Below are 17,061 nucleotides of genomic sequence, written 5' to 3'. Positions count from 1 at the left end.
AGACATTTCCCGTACCGAAAGTAGGAGGCAGACATGGCGAAGAAGGTGGTGAAGGATCCGGCCGCGGTCGGGCCGGACACGACCATGATCCTGCTGTACGCCGGTATCGCGGTCGTGGCCACGCTCTGGATCGCGCTGCATCTCGGCAACATGCTCGCGGTGACCCCGCAGTCCATCCCGATCAACCCGATCGCCATCGTCGCGGATCTGGCCAGGGGCAAACTGCATTGGCCGCGCGCGTCGACGGTGATCGTGCTGCTCGTTGTCCTGGTGCTGGTGGCCTGGGTGGTCATCCGCAAGCGGCTGAGGAAGCGCGCGACGATCGGCGTGCTTCCGGTCGACGAGAAGGCCGACGTGATGGGCCAGGGCGGCGCGATCGCGCACCTCACCGCGAAGGGCGTGCGGGAGAAGGCGCAGCAGCTCGGCGTGCGGCTCGGTAGCGAGGATGTGCCCGGCGTGCCGATCGGCATCGGGATCGCCGACAACCAAATGCTGTATGGCTCCTACGAGGATCTGCACCTGGACATCTGGGGCCCACGCCAGGGTAAGTCGACCTCGCGGGTGATTCCGGCGATCCTCACCGCGATCGGCCCGGTGCTGGCCACCTCGAACAAGCGTGACGTGGTCGACGCGACGCGAGATGTGCGCGAGGCCAAGGGAAGTCCCACCTTCGTCTTCGACCCGCAGGGCGTCGCCGGCGAGGAGGCGACCTGGTTCTGGGACCCGCTGGCCTGGGTCAATGCCCGCCTCGAGGGTTGTGAGATGCGCGCGGCGCGGCTGGCCGGACACTTCGCCGATGGCGACGACGGTTCCGATGCCAAGACCGACGCGTTCTTCGACCCGGAGGCCGAGGATCTGCTCGCCGGGCTGTTCCTGGCCGCGGCCGTCGGCGACCGCAACGGCAGCAGGCCGATCGTGCAGGTGTGGGAATGGGTGACCAACCCCGGCGATACCGAGCCGATCGAGCTGTTGCGCGCGGCACGGCACCACTACACGGCCTCGGGTTTGGCCTCCCAGTACAACGCCGACTTGCGTACGCGCAGTGGCATTTTCGGCACCGCGAAGAAGATGATCCGCTGCCTGAAACTGTCGAACGTACACCCGTGGATCACCCGAGGCGGCGATCGCCGCGAGTTCGACGAGCTGGAGTTCATCGAACGCAACGGCACCCTGTACAGCCTGTCGCTGGAGGGGCGCGGGTCGGCGGCGCCGCTGGTGAGCGCGCTCACCGAGGCCGTGATCGACGTGGCCATGCGCAAAGCATCGCAGTCCCTCGGCGGCCGCCTGCCCATCCCGCTGCTCGCGGTGCTCGACGAGGCCGCGAACGTGGTGCGCTGGAAGGATCTGCCCAAGCAGTACAGCCACTTCGGCTCGCGCGGCATCGTCGTGATGACCGTGCTGCAGTCGTGGGCGCAGGGCGTGCGCTGCTGGGGTGAGCCAGGCATGAACGCGCTGTGGGCCGCCGCGAACATCAAGGTGCTCGGTAGCGGGGTTGACGACACGAACTTCCTCCGCGAGCGTTCCGAGGCGATCGGCGACTACGAGGTCGTCTCGGCCTCGGTGTCGGAATCCTCTGGGGGCAAGAGCTATTCGCGTTCGCTCGGGTCGTCGAAGACGTTCAGCGTGCAGGCGCTCGCGCAGTTGCCGCGCGGTCGCGTGATCGTCTTCCCGTCCGGCGCGCCGCCGGTGCTGGTTCGCACGGTTCCCTGGTGGGAGGGCGAGTACGCTGCCGAGGTGACGAAGTCCATCTCGCACCATGATCCGCAGCGCAAGACGGAGATCGGTGACCTGATGCCGGGGACGCCATCGTTGAGCAAAGGCACCCAGCCGCCGGAGTACGGGAAAATCGAGGAGGTCAGGCCACTGTGAGTGGGCGCAGCGAGGCTCGGTCATGACTGAGCAACAGCAGCAACCGATGATCTACGCGAACGTGGTGGAGTTCGTCGAGAACTACCTGAGCCTGGTCTATCGGCGTCAGGTCACCGATCTCAGCGACACCGTCTGGTGCCCGGAGTGGTTTCAGCACGCTGAGGCGGTCGCCCGGTTGGACGCCATGTGGCGGGCTTGGGAGCACTTCCGGCTCAACGGATCAACGGGATTGAGCGTATGGTTCCTCGACCACGCCGACCCGCACATGGCCAAGCTGTTCGATCCCAAGGGGCCGTTCAAGTACTGCAGCGTGCGCAACGGGCACAAGGACATGCTCAGCCCGCTGCCGTTGAAGTCGCCGCAGCACGGAATGTTCGGTGACCCGACCGTCGGTGACTTCCGGATGTGACGCAGTGCCGGATGTAAGGCAGTGCCGGATGTAAGGCAGTGCCGGATGTAACGCAGTGCCGGATGTGACGCAGAGCGAAAAGCAAACGCCCGCTTGATAAGCGGGCGTTTCGCGTATGTCTGCTAGCGGGTGCGCTCCAGGCCGCGGGCTTGTTCTTGTTCCCTGGCCCTGGTGACCGCGGGCGCCTCCTCGGGGCGGGTGCGTACCGCCTCGATCGGTGGCTGCGCCTGGCCTACTTCGATCAGCATCCGTACCGCGGCGAGTTCCGGCGCGACACCCATTTTCGCCAGATGCGCGGCGATCGCCATGCGGCGCTCGGGGGAGTCGTATTGCAGCACCGGCTTGGCGTGCGCGGCGGCGATGCCTGCCATGCGCGTCGCTTCGGCTTGGGCGGTGAAGCGGTCCTTCTCCAGCGACACACCGCGTTCCGGGATCGGCTTCTCGATCATCCGAGCCAGTTCGGTGTTGCGCGGGTCCTTGGCCTTCGAGTCGCGGGCCTCGCGGATTTGCATCTCGCGGGCCTCTTTCATACGGGCCTCGGTGACCTTCACGCGCGCTTCGGCTTCTTTTTGACCACGCTCGCGGGTCCGCAGTGCGACGAGCGTCGCAAGCTGCAACATGGTCCTCATCATGGCCGCTGTCTCGCGGCCGATGTCGTCCAGTTCCTCGGACATGGCTGCTCCCCGGTGCTGCAGTGATCACTATGGATGTTGTGGTGCTTCGTCTGGACGCCGCCAGGGGACTGTAGTCCGTCCGACGATGCCCCGGCTGCAAACGTGGACACCGGGAGAACTCGTGTCGCCACATTCCCTTGCTCGGGGGTCGCCCGGTTGAGGGGTTGCCACGCTACGCGAACTCCGTGTTTCGAGGTTACCCGAGAAAGCGCCGCCGCAACCGTACGGCCGTGCCGCTTATCAGCATATATCGCACAATTCCGACAGTCTCGGTAACTCGCCGGAGGATCTCCGGTCTAAGCCAACCCTTACCGAAGTATTAGGGTCGCCTTCATGTCGCGACACGTGTCGGGCCCGGCACCGAGGAACGATGCCGGGCCCGAACGGGTTTCGCGCGGTTCGTCAGTCGAGCCGAACCGACTTGATCTCGACCGGCTGGCTCGGCTTGCCGTCGCCGGGGCCGTTGGAGTTGTCCTGGCCCGCCTTGGCGATCTTGTCCAGGGTGCCCATGGTGTTGTCGTCGACGGTGCCGAAGATGGTGTAGTTCGGCGGCAGCTGTGAATCGCCGTAGACGATGAAGAACTGGCTGCCATTGGTGCCGGGACCCGCGTTCGCCATGGCGAGCGTGCCGCGCTTGTACGCGATCGGCTGCTGGGCGGCATTCGGATCGTTGGCGTCGAGCTGATCGGTCGGGTACTCGTTGTCGAACTCGTAGCCGGGCCCGCCCATACCGCTCGCGGTCGGGTCACCGCACTGCAGCACCTTCAGGCCGTCGCTCGCGGTCATCCGGTGGCAGCTGGTGCCGTCGAAGAAGTTCTGCGACGCCAGGCTGACGAAACTGTTCACCGTGCAAGGCGATTCGGCGTTGTTCAAGGTCAGGCCGATGGGACCCTGGTTGGTCTCCATGCTGAGGCTGACCTTCGCGTCGTTACCGCCGGTCGGAATGCCGTTGACCTTGGTCGGCTTGGTCACCGGCTTGTCGGCCGGTTTCTGGCTGTCCTTGTAGACGCAGTTCACCATCGCGGGCTTGGCCGCCGCCGCGGGCGGTGCCGCCGCGGACGGTGCACTGCTGGAATTCGTCGCGTCCTTGGCATCGGAGCTGCTGTCGTCGCTTCTGGTCAGGAAGTACACCCCGGTTACCGCCGCGACTATCACGACAACGCCGAGCACCGACCCGGCGATCGTGAGTTGCTTGCGCCTTTTCGCGCGCTCGGCCCGGTTGGCGAGCTGGCGCTCCAACTTACGTTTCGCCGCTGCTCGCCGCTGTTCGTTGCTCGGCACTACCACGTTCCTCCCGTGTCCGGTTGTTACGGCATGAGAGTCTGCCATTTATTCCTGAGACTGCCCGACACTTCCTGAGAGCGGTGCGCCTCACATGTCGCGGGAAGCGCGCATAACGGACACCGACGTGCCCGCGGCTCGCGGTAGCGGTAACCGGTTGGACTTGATGGGGCGTGGTGGTGAAAACTGGACCATCGTGACCAAGACCAGCAGCTTTTCCGGCCCGAAGGGGATACCCGACTACGTCCCGCCCGGCTCGGCCGAATTCGTCGCGGTGCGCGACGGACTGATCCGCGCCGCCCGGCTGGCTGGTTACGGACACATCGAGCTGCCGGTCTTCGAGGACACCGGGCTGTTCGCGCGTGGCGTCGGCGAGTCGACCGACGTGGTCAGCAAGGAGATGTACACCTTCCCCGATCGCGGCGACCGCAGCGTGACGCTGCGCCCCGAGGGCACCGCCGGTGTGATGCGCGCCGTCATCGAGCACGGGCTCGATCGCGGGCAGCTTCCGGTGAAGTTGGTCTACAACGGGCCGTTCTTCCGTTACGAGCGACCTCAGGCCGGTCGATACCGGCAGCTACAGCAGGTCGGCATCGAGGCGATCGGCGTCGACGATCCGGCGCTTGACGCCGAGGTGATCGCGATCGCCGACGCCGGTTTCCGCGGGCTCGGGCTCGACGGGTTCCGGCTGGAGCTCACCTCGCTCGGCGACGAGACCTGCCGTCCGCAGTATCGGGAACTGTTGCAGGAGTTCCTGTTCGGGCTGCCGCTCGACGAGGAGACCAAGCGGCGCGCGCAGCTCAACCCGCTGCGCGTGCTCGACGACAAGCGGCCAGAGGTGCGCGAGATGACCGCGAACGCGCCGCTGATGATCGATCACCTCTCCGAATCCGCGAAGACGCACTTCGAGCAGGTGCTCGGGTACCTGGACGCGCTCGGCGTGCCGTACGTGGTGAATCCGAGGATGGTGCGCGGGCTCGACTACTACACGAAGACCACCTTCGAGTTCGTGCACGACGGGCTCGGCGCGCAGTCCGGCATCGGTGGCGGCGGGCGTTATGACGGGCTGATGGCGCAGCTCGGCGGACAACCGTTGTCCGGCATCGGATTCGGGCTCGGTGTCGATCGCACGGTGCTCGCGTTGCAGGCCGAAGGGAAAACGGCGGGCGACGCCGCGCGCTGTGAGGTGTTCGGCGTGTCATTGGGGGAGGCCGCCAAACAGCGGCTGGTGGTGCTTGCCGCGCAGCTGCGTGCGGCGGGAATCAGTGTGGATCTGGCCTATGGCGGGCGCGGGGTGAAGGGCGCGATGAAAGCGGCCGACCGGTCAGGGGCGAAGTTCACCCTGGTGCTCGGCGACCGCGACTTGACCGAGGAGACAATCGGTTTGAAGGATATGGCAACCGGGGAACAGCGCCAGATCCCGCTTTCGGACACGGTCATCGCGATCCGAGAGGCCCTCGACGTCTCGTCCGCCTAGAGCGGGTCCCGCGATGGCGACAGCGGCTCCCTGATCACGCGATCATCAGCAACGGGACAGGGTGGCGGTGTTTCTCGGCCATGTTCCGTTGATTACGCGGAGTGGGTTCGGTGGCGCGGCATGAGATCGAGCGGCGGTGGTGGTCAGTCGTGGAATGTTTCTGCATGGTCCCGTTGATCGAGAAGGTTGGGCTCATAGGTGACGCGATCAACGGGACATGTTGGCGGCGTTGCTCGTGGAATGTCTCGGCCACGTCGCGTTGATTACCAGGGGCGCGTTCTGTGATCACGCGAGCGTGATCAACGGGACATGGTGGTGGCCGTACTCGCGAAGTGCCTCCACCATGTCTCGATGGTCGTAGCGAAGGGGAACGTCCACGAAGAGACACCGGGGCGGGGGATGCGGGGGTAACGTGACTGCGCGCACTACGTGGCGCGGGAGTCGCGGAGAGGTGGGCCGGTGTCGTCGAATTCTGGTGAGCAGCAGACGAATCCACCCGTCGGGCTGGATCTCGTCGCGCCCGAGATGTACGCCCCGATGCTGCGCCGCCTAGCGCTCGCCGCGGCCGGTATCGGCATCGGGTCCGCGCTATTGGCCGCGACCGTGGTCAGCTGGCCGATCGCGGTCGCCATCGGATTGGTCGTCGGCGCACCGACCGTCGGCTACGCGGTCGCCATGCGACGGCGGCGAATGTGGTTGGCAGGCACCATGATCCACGCCCGCCGCCTCTTCGGTGAACGGCAGGTCGAGGTGTCCGCGGCCACCGGCGTCGAGGTACTGATCTTCCCCGCCCGCCTCAGCCGAATCGTCCTGCGCGTCACCGCCGGCGAAATCTCCCAAATCATCCCCCTGGCCATGTACACCGACGCAGGCAGCGGCCGCGAAATGCACCTCCTAGGCCTACGCCGCCTAGCCGACGCCCTCGCCACCAGCCAACTAGCCGCCGCCGTCGCAGTCTCCGCCCTCCTGACCAACCAACTACGCGCCGAAGCCCGCGACGCCGGCCTCCCCGAACGCCCCCTATACCGCGCCGTCCAAATGGCCCGCACCAAGGACGCCGTCTCCCCAATAGTCCTCACCGACCGCGAAGTAGCCGCCCTAACCTGACCCCGCCGCCCCCCCCAATTCGCTGCCCGCGCATGAAATGCCAGCAATTCCGTGCGCGTCCAGCGATCCGATGCGTGCGAGATCAATGCGTGTGCCGTGGTTGGTGCGCGCGGGTGGCCGTCATTCTGAGGCGTCGCTTGCCGATCGAGTGTTCGCTGTGGACGTTGTCGTTCGCTGTGCATGAAAAGGCCAGTAGGTCTGTGCGCGAAGCGGATCCGTGCGCGGGTTGCCTGCCGAGTGGTGCTGTCAGTGGTCGCGGAGTAGTCGTGGCCTGGATTCCGCCGGCAGATGGAACGGACTTTGCGCGCTGCGGACGATATTGCTGGCAGTTCCATCCGCGCGAGATCAGTGTGTGCGCGGTATTTGGTGCCGGCGGGTGTCGTCACCCGGAGATGTTGCCTGTTCGCAGTCGAGCACTCGCTGCGCGTGGTCGCTGGCTGCGCACGACATTCCTGGCAATTCCGTGCAACCAAGCCGGTTCGTGCGTGAGCGATCGTCCCGCTCCGGGTGCGGTGGGTGGCGCCCGTTCGCGATCGAGTGCTTGCGGCAGGCGGGTCGCTGGTGCGTACGGTTTCGCTGGCAATTCCGTGCGCGCCAAGCCGGTTCGTGCGCGGCGGCTGTCGTGCGCGGCTGATCGTCGCTCTCCGGGTGCGGTGGCCCGTTCGTGATCGAGTGCTTGCCGCGTGTGGTCGCTGGCTGGGCACGGTATCGCTGGCAATTCCGTGCGCGTCCAGCGATCCGATGCGTGCGAGATCAATGCGTGTGCCGTGGTTGGTGCGCGCGGGTGGCCGTCAATCTGGGGCGTCGCTCGTCGCTGGCTGGGTGCGGTTTCGCTGGCGATTCCGTGCGGGCGAGGGGTAAGGCGGGTTGGTGTTCGGGGGTGACTGTTGTGTAGCTCACCGTGCGGTTTCGGGGGCGGTGCTAGTCGTTAGGGTGAGGTTTGAGAGTCCGACTACCGCTAGGAGTTTGCCGTGAGTACCGCAGCTCGGAACGCGCCCGTGACCGTTGCCGTGACCGGAGGGGCGGGGCAGATTGCTTATGGGCTGCTGTTCCGGATCGCGTCCGGGGCGATGCTCGGTGCGGATACGCCGGTGCGGTTGCGGTTGGTGGAGATTCCGGCGGCGGTGGCTTCGCTGGAGGGGGTGGCGATGGAGTTGGAGGACGGTGCGTTCCCGCTGCTGGAGTCCATCGACATCAGTGATGATCCGTGGGTGGGGTTTTCGGGTGCGAACGTCGCGGTGCTGGTGGGTGCGCGGCCGCGGACGGCGGGGATGGAACGGTCGGATCTGTTGGCCGCCAACGGCACGATCTTCACCGAGCAGGGTGCCGCGATCAACGCGAGTGCCGCCGATGACGTGAAGGTGCTCGTGGTCGGCAATCCCGCCAACACGAACGCGTTCATCGCGATGAACAACGCACCCGACGTCCCGGCCGAACGCTTCACCGCGATGACCCGCCTCGACCACAACCGCGCGATCGCGCAACTGGCCAAGAAGACCGGCGCGCCCGCCGCCGACATCGCCCGAGTTGCCATCTGGGGCAACCACTCCGCGACCCAATTCCCGGATATCGCGCACGCCACCATCGACGGCCGCCCCGCCCTCGATCGCATCGGCGACCAGACCTGGCTGACCGACGACTTCATCCCCACCGTCCAGCAGCGCGGCACCGCCATCATCCAGGCCCGCGGCGCCTCCTCCGCCGCCAGCGCGGCCAGCGCCGCCCTCGACCACATCCACGACTGGGTCCGCGGCACCGCCGACGGCGACTGGGTCTCCATGGCCGTCCCGTCCGACGGCTCCTACGGCGTCCCCGAGGGCCTGATCAGCTCCTTCCCTGTAACCTGCACCAACGGTACCTACACCATCGTCCCCAACCTCGCCATCGACGACTTCGCCCGCACCCGAATCGAAGCCAGCGTCACCGAACTCACCCAAGAACGCGACGCCGTAATCGACCTAGGCTTCGCCAAGCGCGCCTAACCCCTCCCCGAACGGGACATGACGGCAGCGCAACTCGCATTTCCCGCCACCATGTCCCACTTGACGTCCACCTGGCCGCCGAACGGGACATGGTGGCGGCCCCACCCGCACTTTCCCGCCGCCATGTCCCGTTCGGCGTCTATCTGGTTGCCGAGCGGGACATGGTGGCGGGTCTACTCGTACTTTCCCGCCATCATGTCCCGTTCGGTGAGGTCTGCTTGCCGAGTTGAGCCATGGTGGCGGTGTCGCTCGTCGCCTTGTTCCGTTTGGTGTTTCGCTGGCCAATGTCGGAGTGGTGGCTTATCTGAGCGCGCTGATAGCTCGCCGAACAGGGCATCTCACCGAACGGGACATGACGGTAGCGCTACTCGCGTTTCCCCGCCGCCTTGTCCCGTTCGGCGTCTACCTGGCTGCCGAGCGGGACATGGTGGCGGGCTTACTCGTACTTTCCCGCCATCATGTCCCGTTCGGTGAGGTCTGCTTGCCGAGTTGAGCCATGGTGGCGGTGTCGCTCGCCGCCTTGTTCCGTTTGGTGTTTCGCTGGCCAATGTCGGAGTGGTGGCTTATCTGAGCGCCCTGATAGCTCGCCGAACAGGGCATCTCACCGAACGGGACATGATGGCGGCGCTACTCGCGTTTTCCCGCCGCCATGTCCCATTCGGCGTCTATCTGGTTGCCGAGCGGGACATGGTGGCGGGTCTACTCGTACTTTCCCACCATCATGTCCCGTTCGGTGAGGTTTGCTTGTCGAGTTGAGCCATGGTGGCGGTGTCGCTCGCGGCCTTGTCCCGTTTGGTGTTTCGCTGGCCAATGTCGGAGTGGTGGCTTACCTGAGCGTGCTGGTAGCTCGTCGAGCAGGACGTCTTCCCGAACGGGACATGACGGTAGCGCTACTCGCGTTTCCCCGCCGCAATGTCCCGTTCGGCGTCCACCTTGCCGCCGAGCGGGACATGGCGGCAGGCCTATTCGCACCTTCTCGCTGCCATGTCCCACTCGACGTCCACCTGGCCGCCGAGCGGGACATGGTGGCGGGTCTACTCGTACTTTCCCGCCATCATGTCCCGTTCGGTGAGGTCTGCTTGCCGAGTCGGGACATGGTGGCGGTGCCGCTCGCCGCCTTGTTCCGTTTGGGGAACAGGTCAGGCGGAGTGTTGAGCTGGAAATTGAGCTGGGAGTGGGGGATTCGGTAACGACGGGGTCAGCTGACGGTCCAGGTTTCGGGGCCGGTCAGCAATGACTGGAGGGAGTCTTGGTCGACGGGCTTGCGTTCCCGAGCCGTGGTCGCCTGTGCGCGTACCCCGTCGTCGTAGGTCGGGCGGGTGACGCTGCGGAAGATGCCGGTGACGACGTGGTCCAGGGATTGGTCGGAGAGGCGGGAGAGGGCGTAGGCGTATTCGGGGTTGTCGGTGTAGGCGTCGTGGACGACTATGTCGGATTCGGCGACGGTGTCGGTGCCGACCACCTGTAGGCCGAAACCGCTTTGTACGACGGCGAATTCGTTGTTGGCGCCGAAGCGGATGGGTTGGCCGTGGTGCAGGGGGACGAGGTGGTCGGCGGCGTTGTCGCGGCGCAGGGCGTCGAAGGAGCCGTCGTTGAAGATGGGGCAGTCCTGCAGGATTTCGACGAACGAGGTGCCGCGGTGTTCGGCGGCGGCACGCAGCACTTCGGTCAGGCCAGCGCGGTCGGAGTCCAAAGCCCGTGCGGCGAAGCTCGCTTCGGCGCCGAGCGCGATCGACAGCGTGTTGAACGGATGGTCGACCGAACCCATGGGGGTCGACTTGGTGACCTTGCCCTCTTCGGAGGTCGGCGAGTACTGGCCCTTGGTGAGGCCGTAGATCCGGTTGTTGAACAACAGGATCGTCATGTTCACGTTGCGGCGCAGCGCGTGGATGAGGTGGTTGCCGCCGATGGACAGCGCGTCGCCGTCGCCGGTCACCACCCACACCGACAGGTCGGGGCGGGTCACCGCGAGCCCGGTGGCGATGGCGGGCGCGCGGCCGTGGATGGAGTGGATCCCGTACGCCTCGAGGTAATACGGGAAGCGGCTCGAGCAGCCGATCCCGGAGACGAACATCAGGTTCTCCCTGCGCAACCCGAGTTCGGCGAGGAAGCCGCGCACGGTCGCCAGGATCACGTAGTCACCGCAACCCGGACACCAGCGCACCTCCTGATCGGTCGCGAAGTCCTTCACCCGCTGCGGACCGTCCGCGGTGGGTACCCCGGACAGTCCGGTCAGACCCAGATCGGTGCCGACAAGCGAGGTTTCCACGATGGTCATTCGTTGCCCCCAGTCGTGACGTAGGTGGCCCGCGCTCGGGCGGCGAAGGCCTTGTCCTGTTCCATCTCCTCGATCGAGCCGTCCAAGGCGGCGTCGATCACCCCGACGAGTTCCTGCGCGGAGAAGGCCGTGCCCGCGACTTTCGTCCACGGCCGCACATCGACCAGGTACTTCCCGCGCAGCAGCAGCGCGAGCTGGCCGCCGTTCATTTCCGGCGCGACCACCGTGCGATAGCGGCGCAGCACGTCACCGAGGTTGGCGGGCAACGGATTCAGATGCCGCAGGTGCGCCTGCGCGACGGGCACACCACGGCGGCGCGCGCGCCGGCAGGCCTCACCGATCGGCCCGAAGGAACTGCCCCAGCCGATGATCAGCAGTTCGGCACGCCCATCCGGATCGTCGACCTCGAGATCGGGCACGCTGATGCCGTCGATCTTGGCCTTGCGCAATCGAACCATCAGTTCGTGATTGGCCGGGTCGTAGGAGATGTTGCCGCTGCCGTCGGCCTTCTCCAGCCCGCCGATCCGGTGTGCGCGCCCCTTGGTTCCCGGGACGGCGAGCGGCCTGGCCAGGGTTTCCGGGTCGCGGGCGTAGGGCTGGAACGGGTCAGCGTCGTCGCCTTCCGGCTCGAACGCGGGCTCGATCGGTTCGAGATCGGTGACACGCGGAATCGACCACGGCTCCGAACCATTCGCGATCGAGCCGTCGGACAGCAGCAGCACCGGCGTGCGATAGGTGAGCGCGATCCTGGCCGCCTCGACCGCGGTGGCGAAGCAGTCGGCGGGGGAGCGCGGCGCGAGCACGGCGACCGGCGATTCGCCGTTGCGCCCGTACAGCGCCTGCAGTAGATCGGCCTGCTCGGTCTTGGTCGGCAGGCCGGTGGACGGCCCGCCGCGCTGCACGTCGATCACCAGCAGCGGCAGCTCGGTCATCACCGCGAGGCCGATGGTTTCGCTCTTGAGCGCGAGCCCCGGCCCCGAGGTGCTGGTGACGCCGAGCGCACCGCCAAGCGAAGCGCCAAGTGCCGCACCGATGCCCGCGATCTCGTCCTCGGCCTGGAAGGTGGTGACGCCGAAGTTCTTGTGCTTGCTCAGCTCGTGCAGGATGTCCGAGGCCGGGGTGATCGGGTAGGTGCCGAGGAAGACCGGCAGCCCGGCGAGCTGACCCGCCGCGACCAGTCCGTAGGCGAGCGCGGTATTGCCGGTGATCTGCCGGTAGGTGCCAGGCGGGAGCTTCGCGGGCGCGATTTCGTAGGTGGTCGCGAAACTTTCGGTGGTCTCGCCGTAGTTCCAGCCCGCACGGAACGCCAGCACGTTGGCCTCGGCGATCTCCGGCTTTGCGGCGAACTTCTCCCGCATGAACTTCTCGGTGCCGCCGATCGGCCGCCCGTACATCCAGGACAGCAGGCCGAGCGCGAACATGTTCTTCGCGCGCTGACCGTCCTTCTTGCCGACGCCGGAGGATTCGGTGGCGCCGAGGGTGAGCGAGGTCATCGGGACGCGATGCAGCACGAAGTCCGACAGCGTGTCGTCGTCGAGCGGGTCGGCGGCGTAACCGACCTTGGTGAGATTGCGCTTGGTGAACTCGTCGGTGTTCACGATCACGGTCGCGCCGCGCGGCAGATCCTCCAGGTTCGCCTTCAGCGCGGCCGGATTCATCGCGACGAGCACGTCCGGCTGGTCGCCCGCGGTGAGGATGTCGTAGTCGGCGATCTGGATCTGGAACGACGAAACACCAGGCAGTGTGCCCTGTGGCGCTCTGATCTCGGCGGGGAAGTTGGGCTGGGTGGCAAGGTCGTTGCCGAACGCGGCCGCTTCGTGCGTGAAACGATCACCGGTCAGCTGCATACCGTCACCGGAGTCACCGGCGAACCGGATGACTACCTTTTCCAATTTCGCTGCGGTGACATCGTTTTGGGCCGTGCCGACCTCAGTGTGGTGCGAAACCATCTGCCTGCTTCACTTCCTCGTCGATGAGAGGGGTGCCATCGCCAAACTACTCCGCACCGCGCGGTGCGTCCGCCCGAAATGTGAGGTTCTCCGGATTTACGTGAAGTTCAGGGGTCGGTGTGCAGGGCGTCAGCCGAACAATGCCAGCTGTGGGTCCGCGGTGTGCGCACTTTCCGGCTGTGGCTGCGGTTCGGCCGGTATTTCCCGCCGCAGGGCGTGTCGCTCTAGTAGCGGATCCAGGCGGCCGCGTAGCCAAGCCGCGTACTCGGGCGTCACATAGGCGCCACGGCCGTAGAGCTGACGGTAGCGCCGGACCAGCGCCGGATGCGCCTCGGCGAGCCAGCTGAGAAACCAACCTCGGGTGCTGCTGCGCAGGTGCATCGGGAAGGCGACGGCCGAGCTCGCCCCGGCATCGGCGATCGCGCCGAACAGCTCGTCCAGGTGCGCCTTGCCGTCGGTGAGATACGGAATCACCGGCGCCACCATGACATTCACCTCGAAGCCTGCGTCGGTGAGCGCGCGAACCATCTCCAACCTGGCTTTCGGTGACGGGGTGCCGGTTTCCAGGCTGCGATGCAGGTCGAGATCGAAGATCGCGATGGATACCGCCACGCTCACCCGCACCTCGCGCGCGGCCAGGGTGAGTAGTGGCAGGTCGCGGCGCAGCAGCGTGCCCTTGGTGAGGATGGAGAACGGCGTGCCCGAGTCGGTGAGTGCGCGAATGATGCCGGGCATCAACCGATATCGCCCCTCGGCCCGCTGATACGGGTCGGTGTTGGTGCCGAGCGCGACCGGTTCCTGATGCCAGGAGCGGCGGTTGAGTTCTTTGCGCAGCACGGCGGCTATGTTCGTCTTCACCACGATCTGGGAGTCGAAATCCTTGCCTGCGTCCAGATCCAGATACTCGTGGGTCGGGCGGGCGAAACAGTAGCGGCAGGCGTGTGAGCAGCCGCGCATTGGATTGATCGTCCAGTGGAACGGCAGGTTCGAACTTTCCGGCATCTTGTTGAGCGCGCTTTTGCACAGCACTTCGTGGAAGGTGATGCCCTCGAACTCGGGGGTTTGCACGGTGCGCGTCAAGCCTGCCCGGGTGAGGCCGGGCAGTGCGCCGTCGTCGGCGTCCAGGGTTTGGCTTTGCCACCGCACCCAACCAGTCGAACATATGTTCGCCTGATTGGCAATCGGGTGTCATCGCCGATCAAGGGTTGGGTGTGCGGAGGGTGAAGGTGGCGCGGTATTCCTTGGGTGTCACTCCGACGATCCGGCGGAAATGGTGACGTAGGAGCGGGCCGGTGCCCAATCCTGTTGCGCGGGCGATCTGTTCGACGTCCAGAGCGGTGGCCTCGAGGAGGTGCTGGGCATGGCGGATGCGTTGCAGGGTGAGCCAGCGGTGCGGGGTGGTGCCGGTTTCGGCGGTGAAATGGCGCAGCAGTGTGCGGGTGGACATGTTGGCCCGGCGGGCGAGTTCGGCGACGGTGTGTTCCACGGTCAGGTCGTCGAGGATGCCGTCGAGTACCGGCTGCAGGCCGGTATCGGTGGTCGTCGGAACCGGCTGATCGATGAACTGTCGCTGGCCGCCCTCGCGATGTGGTGCGACGACCATCCTTCTAGCGATCAGATTCGCTGCGGTGGAACCGATTTCGCGACGGACCAGGTGTAGGCAGGCGTCGATGCCAGCGGCGGTGCCCGCGCTGGTCACGATCGATCCGTCATCGACGAACAGCACGTCCGGATCGAGGTCCGCCCGTGGGAAACGCCGCTGGAAATCGTCGATGTAGCGCCAATGTGTGGTGCATCGGCGATCATCCAGCAATCCGGCAGCGCCGAGCAGATAGGCGCCGCTGCACACCGAAAGCAGCGTCGTCCCCCGATTTGATGCGGCACGTAATGCGTCCAGGACCGCCGGTGAGTAGTCGCCGCGCACGGCGGCCGCCGGGACGATCACCAGATCGGCATCGACCAGCCCGGTCAAGCCGACCGTCGGAACGACAGCGAAACCTTGTTCGCAGTGCAATGGTTCACCGGGACATTCACCGCAGACCCGGAAATCGAACGCCGGGCCGCCCTCGCCGGTACGGTCCACCCCGAAAACCTCGCAGACCACACCCAATTCGAACGGTGTGAAATCCTCGACCAGAACGGCGGCGATCGTGCGCAGCATTGTCGAATGCTAATCGCGACGCCCGGTGGGGCCTGTTCGCGCCACGCCAGTTACCGCACGTCCGTGCTGGTTTCTTCCCGGTGATAGAGCTTGGCCACGATCATCCAACGCTGTTCGACAAGCAGCAGGTTCAGGTAATCGACCATGATGTTGTCGTTGAGCCGCAGTCGCACCTTGGCCATGGCCATCTCCGGCGACAACATATCGATCGCGAGCACGATATCGTCGCGTGCGGCGCCGTTCTGCTCCGGTGCTCGGCGAGCACGCATGAGCTCGCGGTACTCGTCGCGCGGGCGTACCACGACGACGCCATCCTGGGCGGAGTAGAGCACCGCCGAAGGGTGGAATACCCGGTCGAACAGGTCCATGTTCTGCGTGTAGAGAACGTCGAAATAGTCGTTGAGCATTTCTTCGATTGCGGCAGTGGTGCGTACTTCGGGCTTGGTCATCCTGATCTCCTCGTCTTCTTATCGGCCACAGCGATCATTCAGCAATCACCGCGAGTGGCACCAGTGGCGAAAACGACGCCTACTGACAAGAAAACGCCATCCGATCACGTCGGGGTTTGTCGTCGGCCATCTCGAACGCGCCTGCTTCGAGGCGGCGGAATGGGCGCAGCGTCCATTCGGCACGGGTGTCCGCGGTGTGCGGCGAACAGCGCGCCGATGTCGGGGACGGACACCAGGCACTTGGTGGGCGGCTGGACAAACCTGACTAGCCGCCGCGGGTGCCGTTCAAGCGGGGATCAAGCGATCTGCCGGGTGTCCGGGGTCGCCGGGGTCGGGTCGGCGAAGAAGGCGACCAGGTCGCGGACAGTCTCGTCGGTGGGCCGCGGGCGGTAGTCGAGTTCGCGTTCGGCCTTGCCGTGATCCACTATCGGAGCCGAAATCAGCGCGCCCAGTGCGGCTTTGGAGACGATGTCGGATTTGAAGAGCTTGCCGATCGGGGCGAGTACGGGGATCGCGCCCGCGACGAGCTTGGGGGAGATGGCGAACCTCGGGCCGCGCTTGCCACCGTGGCCCGCGGCCAGTCGGCAGAGGTCGAGCATCGAGATCATCTCGCCGCCGAGCAGGTAGTTCTCGCCGGTGCGGCCGCGTTCGGCGGCCAGGATCAGTCCCTGTGCGACGTCGCGCACGTCGACCAGGTCGAAGCCGCCGCCGATCATCGCGGGGATGCGGCCCTGTGCGGCGTCGCGCAGTGTGCGATTGATGCGCGACAGTGGCTTGCTGTAGTCGAGTGGGCCGAATACGCCGGTGGGGTTGCACAGCACCGCGTCGAGGCCCTGGTCGATCACCTTGCGCAGCGCCACCTCACCCGCCCATTTTGAGCGGTCGTAGACGGGAAGCGCGGTATCGGTGGAGCGCGGCGCGGTCTCGTCGATGCGCCCGCCGCAGCTGTACTGGTTGAACGCGTGAATCGAGCTGGCATGCACCATTCGCCGCGCGCCGACCTCGAGCGCGGCCTCGGCGACCACCCGGACGCCCTCGGTGTTCACCTTCCAGGCCAGGTCGTTCTTCTCGGCGAGGGTGATCACCGCGACCAGGTGGTAGACGATCTCGGCGCCGTGCAGCGTCTCCCGCATCGATGCCGGGTCGAGCACGTTCCCGCTGACCCAGGTGACGTTCGGCTCCTCGGGCGTCGGCGGAACCGCCCGGTCTATGGCCGTGACTTCGTGGCCGCGCGCGACGAGCAGGCGGAGCAGATTCGTGCCAAGGTACCCGGCTGCGCCGGTCACTGCGACCTTCATGGCATCGAGAATATAGAACTTGTTCTAATTTGCAACACGTTCCAGTTCCTTTCTATTCCCTCTGTGAACGTCCTATTCCCTGTGTGAACGTCTCGATGGGCTCGAAAGTTGCCGGTACCGTCCGCTA

The 17,061-nt window shown here is 66.0% G+C and carries 15 protein-coding genes; 7 read left to right on the top strand and 8 right to left on the bottom strand.

Going from position 1 to position 17,061, the window contains the following annotated elements; translation table 11 throughout:
- The first annotated feature begins 33 nt into the window (after window positions 1–33).
- Window positions 34–1,869 (top strand): type IV secretory system conjugative DNA transfer family protein, encoded by a 1,836-nt coding sequence (locus OG203_RS10065; RefSeq protein WP_405165409.1) that lies wholly within the window; start codon window positions 34–36, stop codon window positions 1,867–1,869.
- A gap of 22 nt (window positions 1,870–1,891) precedes the next feature.
- Entirely contained in the window at window positions 1,892–2,278 is a 387-nt protein-coding gene (locus OG203_RS10060) for a DUF4913 domain-containing protein (protein ID WP_405165408.1), read from the top strand.
- A gap of 122 nt (window positions 2,279–2,400) precedes the next feature.
- Here the strand turns inward: OG203_RS10060 and OG203_RS10055 are convergent, their stop codons facing one another.
- Together OG203_RS10055 and OG203_RS10050 are read right to left on the bottom strand one after the other, a co-directional pair.
- Window positions 2,401–2,952 carry a hypothetical protein gene (locus tag OG203_RS10055; protein ID WP_405165407.1) on the bottom strand — a complete coding sequence of 184 codons (552 nt, stop codon included), beginning with the start codon at window positions 2,950–2,952 and terminating at the stop codon, window positions 2,401–2,403.
- Between the two features lie 402 nt (window positions 2,953–3,354).
- Entirely contained in the window at window positions 3,355–4,233 is an 879-nt protein-coding gene (locus OG203_RS10050; protein ID WP_405165406.1) for a peptidylprolyl isomerase, read from the bottom strand.
- A gap of 196 nt (window positions 4,234–4,429) precedes the next feature.
- Here OG203_RS10050 and hisS point away from each other — a divergent pair, with 196 nt between their 5' ends.
- From hisS to OG203_RS10025, 5 genes are all read left to right on the top strand, one after another.
- Window positions 4,430–5,710 carry a histidine--tRNA ligase gene (gene hisS / locus OG203_RS10045; RefSeq protein WP_405165405.1) on the top strand — a complete coding sequence of 427 codons (1,281 nt, stop codon included), beginning with the start codon at window positions 4,430–4,432 and terminating at the stop codon, window positions 5,708–5,710.
- A gap of 459 nt (window positions 5,711–6,169) precedes the next feature.
- Window positions 6,170–6,817 (top strand): hypothetical protein, encoded by a 648-nt coding sequence (locus OG203_RS10040; protein ID WP_405165404.1) that lies wholly within the window; start codon window positions 6,170–6,172, stop codon window positions 6,815–6,817.
- Between the two features lie 971 nt (window positions 6,818–7,788).
- Complete coding sequence (locus OG203_RS10035) at window positions 7,789–8,799, top strand: malate dehydrogenase (RefSeq protein WP_405165403.1); 1,011 nt, start codon at window positions 7,789–7,791, stop codon at window positions 8,797–8,799.
- A gap of 295 nt (window positions 8,800–9,094) precedes the next feature.
- Complete coding sequence (locus tag OG203_RS10030; protein WP_405165402.1) at window positions 9,095–9,292, top strand: hypothetical protein; 198 nt, start codon at window positions 9,095–9,097, stop codon at window positions 9,290–9,292.
- Between the two features lie 328 nt (window positions 9,293–9,620).
- On the top strand, window positions 9,621–9,989 hold the full coding sequence (locus OG203_RS10025; RefSeq protein WP_405165401.1) for a hypothetical protein: 369 nt from the start codon (window positions 9,621–9,623) through the stop codon (window positions 9,987–9,989).
- Window positions 9,990–9,997: 8 nt separating this feature from the next.
- On the opposite strand, the gene OG203_RS10020 is transcribed toward OG203_RS10025, so the two are convergent.
- The 6 genes from OG203_RS10020 to OG203_RS09995 all read right to left on the bottom strand — a co-directional run bounded on the left by OG203_RS10020 (window position 9,998) and on the right by OG203_RS09995 (window position 16,934).
- Entirely contained in the window at window positions 9,998–11,077 is a 1,080-nt protein-coding gene (locus OG203_RS10020; protein ID WP_405165400.1) for a 2-oxoacid:ferredoxin oxidoreductase subunit beta, read from the bottom strand.
- Window positions 11,074–13,026, bottom strand: a complete 1,953-nt coding sequence (locus OG203_RS10015) for a 2-oxoacid:acceptor oxidoreductase subunit alpha (RefSeq protein WP_405165399.1) — start codon at window positions 13,024–13,026, stop codon at window positions 11,074–11,076. The genes OG203_RS10020 and OG203_RS10015 overlap by 4 nt, the downstream gene beginning before the upstream one ends.
- A gap of 129 nt (window positions 13,027–13,155) precedes the next feature.
- Window positions 13,156–14,172, bottom strand: a complete 1,017-nt coding sequence (locus OG203_RS10010; RefSeq protein ID WP_405165398.1) for an Rv2578c family radical SAM protein — start codon at window positions 14,170–14,172, stop codon at window positions 13,156–13,158.
- A gap of 52 nt (window positions 14,173–14,224) precedes the next feature.
- Entirely contained in the window at window positions 14,225–15,187 is a 963-nt protein-coding gene (locus tag OG203_RS10005; RefSeq protein ID WP_405165397.1) for a GlxA family transcriptional regulator, read from the bottom strand.
- A gap of 50 nt (window positions 15,188–15,237) precedes the next feature.
- Window positions 15,238–15,636 (bottom strand): nuclear transport factor 2 family protein, encoded by a 399-nt coding sequence (locus OG203_RS10000; RefSeq protein ID WP_405165396.1) that lies wholly within the window; start codon window positions 15,634–15,636, stop codon window positions 15,238–15,240.
- A gap of 296 nt (window positions 15,637–15,932) precedes the next feature.
- Complete coding sequence (locus OG203_RS09995; protein WP_405165395.1) at window positions 15,933–16,934, bottom strand: NAD-dependent epimerase/dehydratase family protein; 1,002 nt, start codon at window positions 16,932–16,934, stop codon at window positions 15,933–15,935.
- Between the last annotated feature and the right edge of the window lie 127 nt (window positions 16,935–17,061).

The sequence above is a fragment of the Nocardia sp. NBC_01499 genome, assembly GCF_045040275.1.
Lineage (GTDB): Bacteria > Actinomycetota > Actinomycetes > Mycobacteriales > Mycobacteriaceae > Nocardia.
The sequence above is the reverse complement of the archived record's forward strand: the minus strand, read 5'-3'. Positions and strand labels throughout refer to the sequence as shown.

Bases quoted from the DNA above. Each gene is read 5' to 3' on its own strand.
- OG203_RS10005 (WP_405165397.1), bottom strand. From the start codon at position 15,187: ATGCTGCGCACGATCGCCGCCGTTCTGGTCGAGGATTTCACACCGTTC.
- OG203_RS10060 (WP_405165408.1), top strand. From the start codon at position 1,892: ATGACTGAGCAACAGCAGCAACCGATGATCTACGCGAACGTGGTGGAG.
- OG203_RS10065 (WP_405165409.1), top strand. From the start codon at position 34: ATGGCGAAGAAGGTGGTGAAGGATCCGGCCGCGGTCGGGCCGGACACG.
- OG203_RS10020 (WP_405165400.1), bottom strand. From the start codon at position 11,077: ATGACCATCGTGGAAACCTCGCTTGTCGGCACCGATCTGGGTCTGACC.
- OG203_RS09995 (WP_405165395.1), bottom strand. From the start codon at position 16,934: ATGAAGGTCGCAGTGACCGGCGCAGCCGGGTACCTTGGCACGAATCTG.
- OG203_RS10000 (WP_405165396.1), bottom strand. From the start codon at position 15,636: ATGACCAAGCCCGAAGTACGCACCACTGCCGCAATCGAAGAAATGCTC.
- OG203_RS10015 (WP_405165399.1), bottom strand. From the start codon at position 13,026: ATGGTTTCGCACCACACTGAGGTCGGCACGGCCCAAAACGATGTCACC.
- OG203_RS10055 (WP_405165407.1), bottom strand. From the start codon at position 2,952: ATGTCCGAGGAACTGGACGACATCGGCCGCGAGACAGCGGCCATGATG.